At 40.7% G+C, this 16,318-nt stretch carries 13 protein-coding genes and 1 pseudogene; 8 read left to right on the top strand and 6 right to left on the bottom strand.

Features of this window, described 5'->3' with window-relative positions; all coding sequences use genetic code 11:
• Positions 1-12: 12 nt before the first annotated feature.
• The 3 genes and pseudogenes from phrB to JCM15074_RS01190 form a co-directional block, all read right to left on the bottom strand.
• Positions 13-1,449: a deoxyribodipyrimidine photo-lyase gene (gene phrB, locus JCM15074_RS01200; protein WP_025819470.1), complete on the bottom strand. Its 1,437-nt coding sequence runs from the start codon at positions 1,447-1,449 to the stop codon at positions 13-15.
• A gap of 2 nt (positions 1,450-1,451) precedes the next feature.
• A pseudogene (locus JCM15074_RS23360) lies at positions 1,452-2,317 on the bottom strand (MerR family transcriptional regulator).
• On the bottom strand, positions 2,307-3,272 hold the full coding sequence (locus JCM15074_RS01190; RefSeq protein ID WP_037468801.1) for a YbgA family protein: 966 nt from the start codon (positions 3,270-3,272) through the stop codon (positions 2,307-2,309). The pseudogene JCM15074_RS23360 and the gene JCM15074_RS01190 overlap by 11 nt, the downstream one beginning before the upstream one ends.
• Before the next feature lie 209 nt (positions 3,273-3,481).
• On the opposite strand from JCM15074_RS01190, the gene lplA reads away from it, so the two are divergent.
• Positions 3,482-4,498, top strand: a complete 1,017-nt coding sequence (lplA, locus tag JCM15074_RS01185) for a lipoate--protein ligase (RefSeq protein WP_025819468.1) — start codon at positions 3,482-3,484, stop codon at positions 4,496-4,498.
• An 88-nt stretch (positions 4,499-4,586) separates the two neighbouring features.
• Here lplA and JCM15074_RS01180 read toward each other — a convergent pair whose 3' ends face one another.
• On the bottom strand, positions 4,587-5,513 hold the full coding sequence (locus JCM15074_RS01180) for a polyprenyl-phosphate transporter (protein WP_025819467.1): 927 nt from the start codon (positions 5,511-5,513) through the stop codon (positions 4,587-4,589).
• A 192-nt stretch (positions 5,514-5,705) separates the two neighbouring features.
• Here JCM15074_RS01180 and JCM15074_RS23355 point away from each other — a divergent pair, with 192 nt between their 5' ends.
• From JCM15074_RS23355 to JCM15074_RS01150, 6 genes are all read left to right on the top strand, one after another.
• Positions 5,706-6,332: a DUF418 domain-containing protein gene (locus tag JCM15074_RS23355; protein ID WP_051536789.1), complete on the top strand. Its 627-nt coding sequence runs from the start codon at positions 5,706-5,708 to the stop codon at positions 6,330-6,332.
• Between the two features lie 29 nt (positions 6,333-6,361).
• Positions 6,362-6,814 (top strand): DUF418 domain-containing protein, encoded by a 453-nt coding sequence (locus tag JCM15074_RS23350; protein WP_159105267.1) that lies wholly within the window; start codon positions 6,362-6,364, stop codon positions 6,812-6,814.
• Between the two features lie 40 nt (positions 6,815-6,854).
• The gene (locus JCM15074_RS24645; RefSeq protein WP_025819466.1) at positions 6,855-7,220 is read left to right on the top strand and encodes a cold shock domain-containing protein; all 366 of its coding nucleotides are present in this window, start codon (positions 6,855-6,857) and stop codon (positions 7,218-7,220) included.
• Positions 7,145-7,453: a DUF1294 domain-containing protein gene (locus JCM15074_RS01165; RefSeq protein ID WP_025819465.1), complete on the top strand. Its 309-nt coding sequence runs from the start codon at positions 7,145-7,147 to the stop codon at positions 7,451-7,453. The genes JCM15074_RS24645 and JCM15074_RS01165 overlap by 76 nt, the downstream gene beginning before the upstream one ends.
• A 37-nt stretch (positions 7,454-7,490) precedes the next feature.
• Positions 7,491-7,964 (top strand): BamJ family beta-barrel-assembly machinery protein, encoded by a 474-nt coding sequence (bamJ, locus tag JCM15074_RS01160; protein ID WP_025819464.1) that lies wholly within the window; start codon positions 7,491-7,493, stop codon positions 7,962-7,964.
• Positions 7,965-8,280: 316 nt separating this feature from the next.
• The gene (locus JCM15074_RS01150) at positions 8,281-11,142 is read left to right on the top strand and encodes a TonB-dependent receptor domain-containing protein (RefSeq protein ID WP_025819463.1); all 2,862 of its coding nucleotides are present in this window, start codon (positions 8,281-8,283) and stop codon (positions 11,140-11,142) included.
• Positions 11,143-11,200: 58 nt separating this feature from the next.
• On the opposite strand, the gene JCM15074_RS01145 is transcribed toward JCM15074_RS01150, so the two are convergent.
• Entirely contained in the window at positions 11,201-12,421 is a 1,221-nt protein-coding gene (locus JCM15074_RS01145) for a M24 family metallopeptidase (protein WP_025819462.1), read from the bottom strand.
• Positions 12,422-12,582: 161 nt separating this feature from the next.
• On the opposite strand from JCM15074_RS01145, the gene JCM15074_RS01140 reads away from it, so the two are divergent.
• Positions 12,583-14,370, top strand: a complete 1,788-nt coding sequence (locus JCM15074_RS01140) for an aminopeptidase P family protein (RefSeq protein ID WP_025819461.1) — start codon at positions 12,583-12,585, stop codon at positions 14,368-14,370.
• An 81-nt stretch (positions 14,371-14,451) separates the two neighbouring features.
• On the opposite strand, the gene JCM15074_RS20345 is transcribed toward JCM15074_RS01140, so the two are convergent.
• On the bottom strand, positions 14,452-15,984 hold the full coding sequence (locus JCM15074_RS20345; RefSeq protein ID WP_199899761.1) for a peptidoglycan-binding domain-containing protein: 1,533 nt from the start codon (positions 15,982-15,984) through the stop codon (positions 14,452-14,454).
• Positions 15,985-16,318 lie beyond the last annotated feature (334 nt).

The raw sequence follows: 16,318 nt of genomic DNA, 5'->3' as shown, positions 1-16,318 counted from the left end.
TTAATGAATAATTTAGCTGGCTTTTATTGCCGCCAAGCAAGATAGTGCTCGTTGCCGAGCAAATTGATGTTCTACGATGGGTTCAGGGTAATTAGCTAATAACAAATTGCCGTTTACCTGACTTTTTGCCGAAGATAATGGTTGATGAATAGCGGCTAATGCTTGATGAGTCAGTTCTGGTAAATAATGACGAATAAATTGCGCGTTCGGATCGAACTTCTTACTCTGATTGGTGGGATTAAAAATACGAAAATAAGGTTGAGCATCACAACCTGTTCCAGCAGCCCATTGCCAGCCACCATTGTTATTAGCCAAGTCGCCATCAATCAGTTTCTGTCTGAAATATCGCTCACCCCAACGCCAATCAATTAATAGATGTTTAGTCAAAAAGCTAGCACATACCATACGTAACCGATTATGCATCCACCCCGTCTGATTTAATTGCTGCATTGCAGCATCAACAATGGGATAGCCCGTCTTTCCTTGGGTCCACGCAATAAACTCTTGTCTATTGTTACGCCAGACAATAGCATCGGCTTTATGATTAAAATTTTGCGAACGAGATAATTTGGGAAAAGCCACTAGCAAATGGCGGTAAAATTCACGCCACACGAGTTGATTAAACCAAATGGATGCTGACTCATGGGTGTTTTGCAATAGCTGAGGTGAATGGATTAATAGCAAGGCTAATACTTGCCGCGGACTTAAGATACCCACCGCCAAATAGGGGGATAATAGACTGGTACTCGCTAAAGCGGGGTAATCTCGATCACGACTATAATTATCAATATGTAGCTGCATAAAAGTGATTAACTGTTGTCGAGCATCCATCTCACCAACAGGCCAATGTTCACTGCTTTGTTTACTGCAATTGAAGGTAATTGACTCAAATTTAATGGGTTGAGCCAACGCGGCGGGCATAGGCGCACATACAATTTGTTGTTGCACCACTTGTGACCGCCATGCATTAGCAAAAGGTGTAAATACCTTATACATTTGCCCCGCTTGATTAAGCACCTGACCATGTTCAACAATGCAATCTTGGCTCACTAAGCGTAGATCAATACCAGCGGCGATGATCGCTTTATCACGTTGCTGTTCATTAAACTCGATATCCTTACTGGCAAACATTTGATCGATATTATGCTGCTGCATAAACTGCAACAACAATGACGGCACCTGACTAAAGTCTTCACACTCAAGCAGGGTTAAACTCACCCCGAGCGCGGCCAGTTGTAAACCTAGACGATTTAACTGACGTTCGATAAAGTCTAATTGTATTGGAGCGACATCATGCTTTAGCCATTGTGTTGGCGTAGCAATATAAACGGCAAATAGCTGGCTAGTATTAGCTTGGTTCATCTCAGATTGCACCGCTAACGCAGCTTGCAATAACGCTTGGTTATCATGCAGTCTTAAATCATTCCTAAAACAAAATAACTTATTCATTGTTATTTAGCCTTAATGCCTTTAGGCAAGGTATCAACAAGTGTCGCCAACTCTTCAATGACAACCATTGCGGGTGATGATGGCCCCTCGCCAATATAAAAATACTGACATTCAAGTTGAGATGATAAATGTGCTAACTGCGCTAAAGCCTGCTCATATGAACCCGCAACAACGAGTAGATGAGCAATCTCAGTTCGATTGAGTAACAGCTGTAATTGAGTCGAATTGATATCGCTAAACAACTGCACTTTAACCCCCAGTATCGTCAACTCAATGGCATAAATTAAACTTTGCCATTGGCATATCGGGTCATCATCCCAAATACCAATACAGGCTTGACGCTTAAATTGCGCGTTAAAACGGCGCTGACCTAGACGTAAAAACAGCTCTTGTGTTAGCCATTGCCCTAGCACTTGGCCATCTAATTGTTGAGCTAAACTTTGACTTAGTTGACTAAACCAAGGCCGGTACAAAGACTGCTGCCGGATCCGATACGGGTACTCTTGCTCAAGCTGACTCAATTGCTGCTGTAACTTCTGACTGTTTAAGCTGAATAATGATTGATTTAATGCCGTAATTTGCTGTTGCCAAAACGACCCTGTTTCAGCTTGTATATTCGTTGTAACCTCTGCTTCATTCGATAAAAGTGGTTTCACTTTACTAATGGCAATACCTTTATCTAACCAAGTAGTAATTTGCCTAATATTATCGATATCAGCTTGGCTATATAAACGATGCCCTTTTGCCGTACGTTGTGGCACAACAAGGCATATCTACGTTGCCAAGCTCTTAGTGTTACCGGATTAACACCTGTAATTTGAGCAACATCGCGGATTGGATATAAAGCTTGTTTGTTATCAGTAGGCATAACGTAACCTCAAACTTTCAGGGTGAGGATTTAAATAAACTTGCTGTTCAATATAAGCATTGGGATATTCTTTTAAATAATGATTAATCAAGGTAATAGGCACCAATAAAGGTTGCAGGCCTTGATGATATTTAAGTACAGCTTCCGTTAATTCAGCTTTTTGTTGGGGCGTTAGATACTTTTTAAAATATCCCTGAATGTGTTGTAAGGTCGACGTATGATTTTTTCGGCTCGCTTTGCGCTTTAACGCCGCCATAAATCCAGTAAAATATTGGTTACCGTTATCAGCAATAGCTTGCTCTCTATCCGCTACCAATTGCCCTAATTGACGATATGACACCGGATGATGGGCCATCAGTAAATATTTATAACGAGAATGAAATTGCACTAATTTTTGTATGGTCAATCCAGACTGCTGCATGGTGCTAAAATCATGATAAGCATATACCCGAGTAAAGAAGTTTTCTTTAATCACCAAATCATTAAGGCGACCTTCCTCTTCAACGGGCAATAACGGATATTGTTTCATTAATTCTTGTGCAAAAATGCCAATACCAATCTTGCTGCCTTGATTGGTACCTGATTTATATACCGTTACCCGCTCCATTCCACAAGTAGGAGACTTAGCACATAAAATATAGCCACTTAATTGCTGCAGCTGTGACACTTTTGCTTCACTGAATGCTTGCAGTTGCCCGGTATAATCATGTTGCTCATCACCGGTACGAACAAAAATTCGATGCTGCTCTTGTACAAGCCTAATACTTGCTCTTGGTGTCCCTAATCCAATCGCAACTTCAGGGCATACTGGCACAAAATCAAAAAAATTAGTCAGTTGCTGCTGACAATATTTAGAGTTCTTATGACCGCCATCAAATCTCACTTTTTCACCTAATAGACATGCACTTATACCAATTTTTATCGATTCATTTTCAGATTCATTTATGGTCAACATCTTAAGCACCACCACTTAGTTAGCTAGAATGAAAAATAATAAAAAATGAATTCATTCATTAAGTCTTATATAAAACTTATACAACAAATTTAATTTTGTACAACTTTTTTTATTATTTTATTTAACATCAGTAAAATGTTGTAGTCTCTTTACCTATCTCCTAGCTTCGAGTACATTTGCAGGCATTATTCCCAATCGAAGATCATCAAATGTCACAAATACGTGTGTTGCTATCAGAATCAACCAATCCCCATTTCAACCTAGCAGTAGAAGATACTATTTTTAGAGCGATGGGCACTGAGCAACGAGTGCTATTCCTGTGGCGTAATTTTGATACTGTCGTGATTGGTCGTGGCCAGAATCCGTGGAAAGAATGTAATACTCAAAAAATGGCAGATGATGCGGTAACACTTGCCCGCAGACAAACCGGTGGCGGTGCGGTATTCCATGATTTGGGTAATACCAATTTCACCTTTATGGCGGGCAAACCCGAATACGATAAGACCATTTCGACCCAAATCGTATTAGATGCATTAACATCACTGGGTATTGAGGGAAAAGCGACGGGTCGCAATGACTTAGTGGTAGAAGATGGTGAAGGCGAACGTAAATTTTCAGGCTCTGCTTATCGAGAAACCAAAGACCGCGGTTTTCACCATGGCACTTTACTGTTAAGCGCTAATTTATCGCGCTTAGCTGATTATTTAAATCCAGACCCGAAAAAACTGGCTGCAAAAGGGATCGATTCAGTCCGTTCAAGGGTGACAAACTTAAATTTAATCAAACCAGACATTGACCACCAGCAAGTATGTTATGCCATTATGAATGCCTTTTTTAAGCATTATGGCGAGCAAGTCGAGATTGAGTTCATTTCGCCAGAATCACTACCGGATTTACCCAACTTTGAACAAAAATTTGCTGAACAGCAAAGCTGGCAATGGAACTTTGGCTCAACACCAGAGTTTATGCATACCTTAGATGAGCGTTTTAGCTGGGGTGGAATAGAGATACACCTTGATATTATCAAAGGCAAAATTGAGCGTTGCCAAGTATTTACTGACAGCCTAAACCCGACACCATTTGAAGCGTTAGCCAATGAATTAGTCAATTGTGCTTATCAACCACAAGCCGTGGCAGAAGTGATAGCCCATTTAAGTTTAAAGCATCCGCAACAGCAGCAAGAGTTAGCAGAATTAAGCCAGTGGCTGATAGAGCAAATTGTATAACCATGCAACACTAATAGTATTGAACTCAATACGCTGTTAATCGCCAACAAAAAAGCCCCAAACTGGGGCTTTTTGCTATTTGAAGTGGTTATTCTTCATTAAGTCTGGTTTTTGCAAATTTCTCTAATCCCCAAACCAGCAAGATACCCGCTAGCATTGCTGCAATAGCCCAAGCCATATGAGCGGGTTGTTGCATCACATGCTCAAACTGCCAAGGTGATAGATTATGCTCAGCTAATGGTACTTGTTCACCGGCTGAATTAGTACGCCATGAGATCACTTGTTTCCACGGCCAAATTTTACCTAGCGTGCCTAGCATTAAGCCGGTTAAAAACAAAATGGTCGCATCATGATATTTGCGCAGTAACGCGGATAACACATGACTAAAACTCAAAATACCTGCCATACAACCCAAAGCAAAGGTTGCCATCACAGCCAAATCTAAACTCTTAACGGCACCAAGTACAAAGGTGTATAAACCCAGTAGTAATAGAATAAAACTGCCTGATATACCCGGTAAGATCATGGCACAAATTGCAATCGCACCGCCAAAGAATATATTGATATAACTAGGCTCTAGTGCAATAGGATTCAACATAGTGATCCCCCAAGCAATCACCACGCCAATGGCAAAAAGCGCTAACTTGGCAATACTAAAGCGATTCACCTGCTTTAGCATATGCACCACTGAAATTAAGATTAAGCCAAAGAAAAATGACCATACTGGAATAGGATGAGTCACTAATAACCAAGAAATAAGCTTAGCCAGTGTAATAATGCTAGTTAAAATGCCGGCAAATAATGGCACTAAAAATGGGCCATTAATATGAATAAAAGCCGCCTTAATGCCCTGCTCTTTTATTATAGTGATAAGCGACGGTCTGATACGACGAATACTGTCGAGTAAGGTATCTAAAATACCGGTAATAAATGCAATAGTACCGCCAGACACACCGGGAACAACATCCGCAGCGCCCATAGCCATACCTTTTAGATAAGTCCAAAAGTAATTCAAAAGTTAACCCTTACCATCATAACAAAAGATAAAAAATTGCTCGGATTATACGGTTAAAGTAACAAAAACATCAGTATTTATTAGCAAATATTCTTACCATAAGATTATTGATTTTTCACTTACTGGCTTTAACCCTATTAAAGGCATAGAGTTAAACAATAAAGTCATATTATTAGGGAGTACTCAACCATCATGGTGCAACCAACAACAATATCATCACGAAATTATAATATTGATGCTATTCGAGGGTTAGCCATGTTGGGAATATTGTTCATTAATGTATATGCGTATGCAGGTATATTTGAGCATTATGTCGCTTCCTCTTTTGCTCCATTCTCTGATCGCATCATAGGCTTAATTAAAGTCAGTTTTATCGAAAGTCGATTTATTAGTTTGTTTTGTATGTTGTTTGGTGTCGGGCTTTATATACAACTGCAAAAATATGATGAACTCGAAAGTCCATTGCTAAAAGTTAAATCAAGACTGATCATTTTGATGATTTTTGGTATTTTTCATAGTGTCATCATTTGGTATGGAGACATTTTGCTGACCTATGCCATCGCAGGTATTTTTGTGATGCGTTATATCAATAACGATCAAACTAGCCTATTAAAGTGGAGTAAGATTTTTATAAGTGTTGGTCTAATCGGCTTATTTATTATCTCTTTCATCCCCACTGAACCGATAAGTCATCGCGGCTCGGAACTATTTGCAGAACAAATTGGCATTTTTCAAAGTAGTATTGGCAACATCATTCTTTACCAGCTATTTGTCACATTAACCAATATCTTTACCCTACACTGTGTTTACTCTGGTTAAGCGCCGGCCTTATGCTGTTAGGTGTTTACTTGTATAAACAGGGTGTATTTAGCCAAGGATTAAATAAAACCATATTTAATCAAGCTCTACTCGCCAGTTTAATACTGATAGCGATTCATATGCTCTACCTACACATCTATCCTACTGGCCGCTTTAGCTATTTACTCAGCACCATCAGCGCTATCCCAATGGCACTGCTTTATATCCACTTCATCGTCAAACTGTGCCGAAATCGCGCCAATAAACTCAAACCACTACAAGCGGTGGGCAAAATGGCACTGACTTGCTACTTACTGCAATCCATCGTCGGCGTATTACTGTTTAGATATATTTACCCGCACTGGGTATATGAATTTAATCGTATTGATTATCTACTTTATTTTATTATCGGCAGTGTGTTGCAGTGTCTATTTGCCATGAGCTACCTTTACTTTTTTAAACAAGGACCCATGGAAAAATTGTGGCGCATTTTGGCTAAATAACCTTATGATAGCCATTAAAATCATAACCAAAGCTGTTTAAGTGAAAGTATTACAAGGTAAAGTTGTCAGTTGGGACCAAGCTAAGGGTTTTGGTTTTATTCGTCATCAAGCATATAAAAACGATATTTATATCAATCAGCGCGAACTCAACAATCCATCAAAGCCCCTCCAAATAGGCAGTAAAATCCAATTTGTTTGCATCAGTAAAGGGCAGCAAATATGGGCGGTCGATGCCGCTAAATATAAACAACATCATGCTTATCAACGTAAATTGCTGCTGCAGATTATATTGGCATTAGTCTGGTTAATTGGTTTGATCACTGCAGGATATTGGCATTATCTAAGCCTAATTTCGCGCTTTACTATCTTGCTTGCAGCGGCATCACTTTTATTGCCTATGGCGTAGACAAAAATGCGGCTAAAAAGGGTCGTTGGCGAACCAAAGAAAAAACCTTGCAATTATTAGCATTAATAGGTGGTTGGCCTGGGGCAATTATTGGTCGTCACTGGTTTGCCCATAAAAGACAAAAACTCAGTTTTAGAGTAATATTTTGGCTAGCGGCAATAATCAATATTATCGCTTTTGTGTTTATACTTGAGCCACAATGGTTATTGACTCTTACCCAGTCAATGGCTTAATCAATTTTATTCTCTCATATTATAAGGTTAGTCATTAATGAAAGTATTACTTGCTGTTGTTGTTATCGCCTGTGTAATTTTTTATGCCTACACTACTTTTAACAGTAGCAAGGTTGCAGCTGAAAACATCAAAATTGGCGAACAATTCTTAGCACAAAATAAAGCTGAAGCAGGTGTACACACCACAGCAACAGGCCTGCAATATAAAGTACTTGAGCAAGGTACGGGCACACAACATCCAAGCGCTACAGATAAAGTGACTGTTCATTACACAGGAAAGCTACTTGATGGCACGGTTTTCGATAGCTCAGTTGAACGTGGCCAGCCAATTACTTTCGGCTTAAATCAAGTGATTAAAGGCTGGACTGAAGGTGTACAACTCATGGTTCCAGGTGAAAAAGTCCGCTTTTATATTCCAAGCGCATTAGCTTACGGCAACCGCTCTGCAGGAAAAATTAAACCCGGTTCAACCCTTATTTTTGATGTGGAATTAATCAGTATTGGTCAATAATACCAATCACAATACCGAATCAACCAAGCCCTGCAATGCAGGGCTTTTTATTGTTCATAATAAACGACAAAAGTTAAATGCTAATTTATGAATATGTAATTTATCTTTATTAATCATCATGATACAAATTGTAGCAAGACGATTTAAACACATTTCTACATACTTTTTTGTTTATAAATCAACCTTATAGATTAATATGTAAACACCCCCTTACTTTATCGTATAAAAAATACGCATTGTCAGTTATTTTGCGCAACATTAGTATCATTTGGCTACACCAAAAATAATACTAATAAACGATATGAAGGAATGATGAATGATGCGGGAAAGCAGTATCTCTCGGGCAGTAAAAACCTCCCTTATAGTTGCCTTCGGAGTGAGTGGTTATGCCACAACGACCTCTGCCATGGCAGAAGAAGATCAAAACATAGAACGAATAGAAGTCACTGGTAGCCGAATTATTCGTGAAGGTGCGATTGCACCAACACCGGTAACGGTTATAACAGGTGAAGACTTGCTCAACACGGGTGCGATTAACATTGCAGAAGTCCTTAACGAACTCCCACAACTCGCCAGTACCGATACTTTAGGTAATTCAGGTACCCATATTGGCACCGCGGGTCTTAATATTCTAAACCTACGTGGAATGGGCACCAATAGAACCTTAGTCCTCGTTGATGGTAAGCGCCATGTCTCTTCTGTACCGGGATCAGCAGCTGTTGATATCAATAGTATTCCAACAGAATGGATTGATAGCGTTGAAATCATTACTGGTGGCGCATCGGCAATTTATGGTGCAGATGCGGTAACTGGTGTAGTTAACTTTAAGCTTAAAGAGCGCATTGAAGGCTTTAATGCTCAAGTTAATACCGGTTGGGCTGAAGACAGTGGCTACAACAATCAAAAACTCTCAGTCTCTTACGGTACTAACTTTGCGGAAGATCGCGGTAACGTAGCCGTTTCGGTTGAGCACGCTCAGCAAGCAAGACTTGGTATGACTGAGCGGGATCGCGCAGGTACTTCATGGGTACGATTTGCCAACCCAGATGGGGATACCGTCTATGAACACGTCCCTAATGGCGGCCATTATCGCATTAGTAACGGCGGTACGACCATGATTGGGGATAAATACTATACCTTCAATCCTGATGGCAGTATGCGTGAAGTTAACAAAGGCGATAAATTTGACGGCTCTTACTGCGCAGGTGAATGTGACTATATCAATCTAAAGCAATGGGAAGAGTTACAGCCTGAATTTGATCGCACCACGGCAAACTTTAAATTAAGTTATGACGTTACTGATGAATTAACGGCTTACGGTGAAGCTAAATACTCTGTGACCAATGCCACCACATCAGGTCAACCCGCGTTCTTCTTCTTCAACCCGATCACAACGATCTCACGTGATAATGCTTTCTTATCACAAGAAGTCGCAAACGCAATGGATGCTGCGGGTGAAGACAGTATCACCATTAACCGCTTTATGACGGATATGGGTCCTCGTATCGAAGATGATAAACGTACGACGCAACGTTATGTATTAGGCATTAAAGGCGAAGTTGGCGATGGCTGGGATTTAGATGCCTATACCCTTTATGGTGAAACTGAGCATAAACGCACTAACTATAACAACCTTATCTACTCTAATTTCAAAAACTCGGTAGATGCAGTATTCGATGCTGACGGTAATATTGTTTGTCGTGATGAAGAAGCAAGAGCTAATGGTTGTGTAGCCACTAATCTATTTGGTAACGGCAGTGTATCAGCCGCAGCACGCGACTATATATCAACCACGACGGTCGGTACTTCAACGATTGATCAATTTGTAGCGGGTGTATCATTAGCCAACTCTGCACTATGGGAACTACCAGCAGGTTATGTTGGGGTTGCAACGGGTATTGAATACCGCCGCGAAGCCAGTGAAACTGAAGAAGATCCTTTTATTGCCACTGGCGACACTTTCTTTAATACCCTATTAAGTGAATCGGGCAAATTTAACGTTAAAGAGGTCTTTGCCGAAGTGTCGGTACCTGTTTTAGCGGATTTACCCGGTATTCAAATGTTAACTGTTGATGGTGCGGTGCGTTATGCCGATTACTCATCAATTGGCGATGCCACGAGTTGGAAAGTCGGTTTAGACTGGGCAATATTTGATGATTTACGTATTCGCTCCACCTTAACCACTGCGATTCGCGCACCTAATATCAACGAACTTTACAGTGCTCAATCAGGTAACTTCTACTCAGCCAAAGACTCATGCAAAGTCAGTGAGCTCGATAAATTGGCGCCAGAAGCTCGGGCGATTCGCGCAGCCAACTGTGCAGCTCTAGGTGTTGCAGCTGACTTTGATAGTGATTATGACAGTTCTCGATTACCGGGTGTTTCTGGTGGTAATGACAACCTTGATGCGGAAACCTCTGATTCATTTACAGCAGGTTTTGTATATCAACCAAGCTTTATTGATAATTTAGCGTTAACCGTTGATTACTGGCGCATAGAAATTACTGATGTTATTTCAGCTATTTCAGCACAAACCATCATTAACCGCTGTATTGACTCAAAGACAGGTATTGATAACGAATACTGTAAACTGATCACTCGTGCGACCACCAGCAATCCAGCCGATGGTACTGAAGTCAGTGAAATCACCAATATTCAAGTTCTCCCACAAAACCTGGCTAAATCAGAAACTGAAGGCGTTGATTTCCAATTAACTTACGATATCGAAGTGGGTTCAGGTGATTTAAAAACTAACCTATTAGCAACGTACTTAATTAAAGAAAGATCTTATCCATTCCAAGAAGATAACTCTGATTACCGCGATTATGATGGCTTAATTGGTTCACCTCAATGGCAAGGGCAGTTGCAATTAACCTATAAGATCGAAGATTGGCAATTTAACTGGAAAACAACCTACACTGATGGTGTAGAGCTCTATAGCGACACGACTAAATCACAATATGACAAACCATACTCTAATATTATGAGTTATGGTTCGTATGCAACTACGGATTTATTTGGTACCTACAACTTTGATAATGGTTTAACCCTTGGTTTAGGTGTCGATAATGTCTTTGACCGTGACTTACCACTAATGGCGACAGGCAATGGTGATGGTGAAGGTGCATATGACAATATTGGCCGTTTCTATTACATCTCGGCTAACTTCAAGATGTAATCGCTAACTAATAAAACGCTAACCCCATCGGTTAGCGTTTTTATTTGGATATTTTGTATTATTTTACCGTCACAGCAAATGGATCATCAATGCTATAGGCTGGCTGAGTAAACCAACGCGCACCATCGGCGGTCATATAAAAATGATCCTCATGCCGTACACCAAATTCACCCGGTACGCACAACATAGGTTCATTACTAAAACACATGCCTGCGGCTAACTGAGTCATGTCACTCTTGACTAAATATGGCCACTCATGAATATCTAAGCCAATTCCATGTCCAGTTCTATGTGGTAAACCCGGCACCTTATAATCTGGGCCAAAACCAGCCAGCTCCAATACACTACGAGCAGCCACATCAACACTGCCGCAAGCTACGCCTAACTGCGCCGCTTTAAATCCGGCTAATTGTGCTTGTTGTTCTAATTGCCATAACTGACGTTGACGGACATTAGGCTCACCAAATACATAAGTGCGGGTAATATCTGAATTATAGCCTTGTAGCTTACATCCCGTATCAATCAGCACAATATCATTAGCGGCAAGCGCTTTAGGTGATTTGACGCCATGAGGATAAGCACTGTCTTCGCCAAATAGCACAATACAAAAATATGAACCTGCGGCTGCGCCCACTTTTTTATGGGCAGCATCAATGAAAGCTTCCACCTCTGCAGTGGTAATACCTTCGTATAAAATACCCGCGGCGGCTTGATGCACCACTAGTGTCATATCCATTGCTCGCTGAATTAACGCCAACTCATGTGCAGATTTAATCATCCGACACACCGCAGTAACTGACTTGCTATTAATGTATTGATATTGCGGTGCTAACTTAGCAATACCATCTACCACAAAGAACGCGGTTGATTCATCAATTGCAATCTGTCCCTGCGTAATACCTAATCTTTGTAAGCAATCGACAAATAATTGATATGGACTCTCATCTTCATGCCAAGTATTAACATGACCTTTAATGGTCATAAAACCTTCAAGCGTATCCAATTCAAAAGCGGGCGCAATATACTCAATATCACCGACCGCAGGCAAAATAGCCCCTACCATACGCTCGCTTGCGTACCACTGAGTTCCTGTAAAATAATATAAATTTGTACCCGCATTAAGGTATAAGACTGCAATGCCTTGAGCTTGCATTAATTGCTGTGCTTTCACTATACGCTGTTGATATTCTGCCGCTGCTACTGGCTGAATATCCGTGGTCATATCTTGTAATTTAGCTAATTCAATGGCAGCAGTTGAGCCACCCACACCTATTGTCATTGTAGGATCCTTGATGTTGTTATAATGATAGAGATAGCTTATTGCATACAATATACATTAATAGGCTATTGTAAATAGCCGTTAATGATTGCGATAATCGAACTCATATTTCGCAATCAAATGGTTTCGATTGCACATCGCTTTTTTAGATGGAGTTAACTATGTCTCAACTTATTGCGCAGCGACTTGATGCTGTTCGCCTTGATATGGCTAAAGCAAATATAGATGCTTTTATTATTCCGCGCGCCGATGAATATTTAGGTGAATATGTCCCCGCCTGTAATGAGCGTCTACTGTGGGCGACGGGGTTCACGGGGTCAGCGGGGTTGGCAATTGTATTAAAACAAACAGCCGCAATATTTGTTGATGGCCGTTATACCGTACAAGTACGTCAACAGGTAAGCAGTGAACTATTTAGCTATGAAAGTCTTACCGACACACCGCAAATAGAGTGGTTAATCGACCAACTTCCGCAAGGTGCACGTATCGGCGTTGACGCAAAAGTGCATACGCTTGCTTGGTTTAATCAGGCTCAAAAACTATTACACAAAGCGGGTATGGAATTAGTTGTATTAGAGCACAACCCAATTGATGCAAACTGGCATGACCGCCCTCTCGCACCAACTGATGCCATTAAATTATTTAGCAATACTAGTGCGGGTAAAAGCAGCGCAGAAAAACGTACCGAAATTGGTCAGTTGATTGCTAAAGAAGGCGCTAACGTAGCACTAATTTCAGCACTAGATTCAATTTGTTGGTTACTTAACATCCGTGGTAGCGATATTCCATGTTTACCGGTTGTGCTTGGCTCTGCGCTGCTCAATAGCCAAGGTGAAATGACCTTATTTACCGACTTAAATAAACTTCCTACTGATATTGAACAACATGTTGGAGCCAATGTAACCTTTGCAGCAGAAGCAGAGTTAGCTTCACATCTTATTGCGCTTAGCGAGCAGAAATTATTAGCAGATGCCAATAGCTGTAATGCATGGTCGCAACTCACCGCACAAAATGCTGGTGCAATTTTAATTGACGGTATGGATCCTGTTGCCCTCCCTAAAGCACAAAAAAATACCGCTGAGCTTAATGGCATGCGTGCTTGCCATATTCGTGATGGTGTCGCCGTTAGCCGATTCTTAGCGTGGTTAGATGCTGAAGTTGCCGCTAATCGTTTATACGATGAAGCGCAATTAGCTGAAAAGCTAGAAAGCTTCCGTCTGCAAGATGCGCAATATCAAGAGCCAAGTTTTGATACCATTTCTGCGGCGGGTGCAAACGCGGCAATGTGTCATTACAACCATAACAATGGTACGCCTGCCATGCTAACCATGGATAGCATTTACTTAGTCGACTCTGGCGCACAATATCTTGATGGCACAACTGATGTAACTCGTACCATTGCTATCGGTGATGTGACTGATGAACAGCGTAAAATGGTGACCTTAGTATTAAAAGGTCATATTGCGGTTGATCAAGCTAAATTCCCTGTTGGTACTTCTGGTCAACAGCTTGATAGTTTTGCACGTCAATATTTATGGCAATATGGTTACGATTATGACCATGGTACAGGCCATGGTGTAGGTCACTTTTTAAGTGTCCATGAAGGCCCACAGCGCATTGCTAAAAACAGCAATAATGTCGCCTTAAAACCCGGAATGGTGTTATCAAATGAGCCAGGTTATTACCGCGCAGATGCATTTGGTATTCGTCTTGAGAACCTAGTTGCAGTGCGTCCATGTGAGCAATTACAGGGTATTGAGCGTGAAATGCTTGAATTTGAAGCTTTAACTTTTATTCCTATGGATAAGCGTTTAATTGATAAATCACTACTGACGCAAATGGAAGTGGATTGGTTTAATCAATACCACCAGCAAGTATTTGCTAAGTTATCACCATTGATGGATGGTGATGACCTCGCTTGGTTAACCCAAGCGACAGCAGCTATCTAATCAATTAATTGCATCATCGATATAAAAAGCGGTATTACCTGAGTAATACCGCTTTTTTGTTGCCAATAAAACAAATTAGGGTTATTTAGGCGACACACCTAATTTCTTAATGGTGGCAATATTCAATAACTCATCGACAGGTAAGTCATTATCACGCTGGAATTTATTCACCGCCATCATAGTATCCACACCGACAACACCATCGATTTTACCCGGATTATAACCGCGAGACTGTAGTGCGCGTTGAATATCCATAATGCGGCTACGAGTCATATTGGTTTCACATAAAATTGAACGCCACTCCATATATCCTTCTTTAACTAGCTCCTCAGAAGTGACCGTTTTATATTGAGCAGGAATATCTGTAGTTAACTCTTTAGCTGGCGTCACTAACTTCTGCACTGATACGGTTTTATATGCGGCAGGAATATCTACTGTCTTATAACTTGCCGGTGTCATCACGGTTTTCACATTAACGGTTTTATATTTAGCTGGCACTTCCACTAAACAGATTTCATTACCCGTACGTGAATGTTTCGACAAACTACGGTCATGCACCTCATGCCAGACAAACTCGCCATCACTTAGCTTAACCTGTTTACTTACCGAGCCATATTTAGCCGGAATGGTTGTACGCGTTTCTTTAGGCGCAGCAATCTGCTCTTGTACTTTCACGGTTTTATAAACGGCAGGAATTTCGATTTCACGAGTAGTTGCAGGGGTTTTTAATACTCGTTTGGTAATGGTCTTATAGGTTGCAGGCACATCAACCAAACACATAATTTCGCCTGTTGAGCTATCGATGCGTTGAATCGGCCCCTTACCTTTTTTCCATATTTGATGAGCCGGTTTATCTATTACTTGTTCTGATACCGTTTCAAACTCAGCGGGAATTTCAACTAATCGTGAAGAGGCCTCTTTAACTAACACTCGTTTGTCGACCATTCGATATTTAGCTGGGGTCGTGGTGATAGTTTCACTGGCTTCACTTAATAATACTTGTTCATCTTCATGGCCATATTTAGCCGGTCTAAAATGTTCATGATAACAAGTGCCCGGACGAGTACCATCAAGATTAACACCGTATTGTTGCGCTTTATCTAGCAAGTCTTGACTCGCTTTCGGCGATGTCATATCGGGTCTAATATGCCATGAGCGATGTGATTCAGACACTAAAACTCGCTCCTGTTTAGTCCCATATTTAGCTGGAATAGGAATTAACTTTGATGATGCTTCTGATACTAAGACTTGCTCTTGAACTGTTTCATATTTCGCTGGCAGCACCTCAACATGAGTAGATGCAGACTTAGCTAATACTTGCTCACTTCGAGTTCGGTAAACGGGATCCACCCAAAGCCTTGCGTAACATTCCCCCGGTTTGGCATGAGGGGGTAATAAAGGGGATTCAACGGTTTTGTCGGCGTTAGCAGCATTAGCTGCCGCTTTAGCTTGCTGCTCTGCAAATGCTTTCTCACGCAGCATTAGGTCTTGCTCTTGTTGCTTTAACTGTGCTTTTTCGTGATCAAAATCTGCAGTAGAGGTACATGCGCTAAGCGCCAAAGATGACAGCACGAAGATGCCGACCTTTGTTAACGTTAAGTGACTTTTCATCATACAATTCCTTACTATCAATTTAAAAAACAACTTTAAAATCATTGATGTACTGAACCGTTAAATCATCATTATAGTTAAGGTTCTGATGACGTAAATAACAGTCTTTTATCTATTAGTTCCATAACGCTTACCACAACACGGATGTAAGATTATTAATACTAGTCGGCGATATTAGGCTATTCAAGTTAACGACTTTATATTGTTAATTCTGGCCTTTTACGGATAAAAGCACATAATAAATTCAGCAAATATCAATATCTTTGCTATACTTCCGCGCTCGATTTTTGAGTAGTGGTAAATCACTACAAAATTGACTATCGTTTTTATATTTACT

Source organism: Shewanella marina JCM 15074 (genome assembly GCF_000614975.1).
Classification (GTDB): Bacteria; Pseudomonadota; Gammaproteobacteria; order Enterobacterales; family Shewanellaceae; genus Shewanella; species Shewanella marina.
Note: the sequence above shows the minus strand (reverse complement) of the source record. Positions and strands in the feature narration are given on the sequence as shown.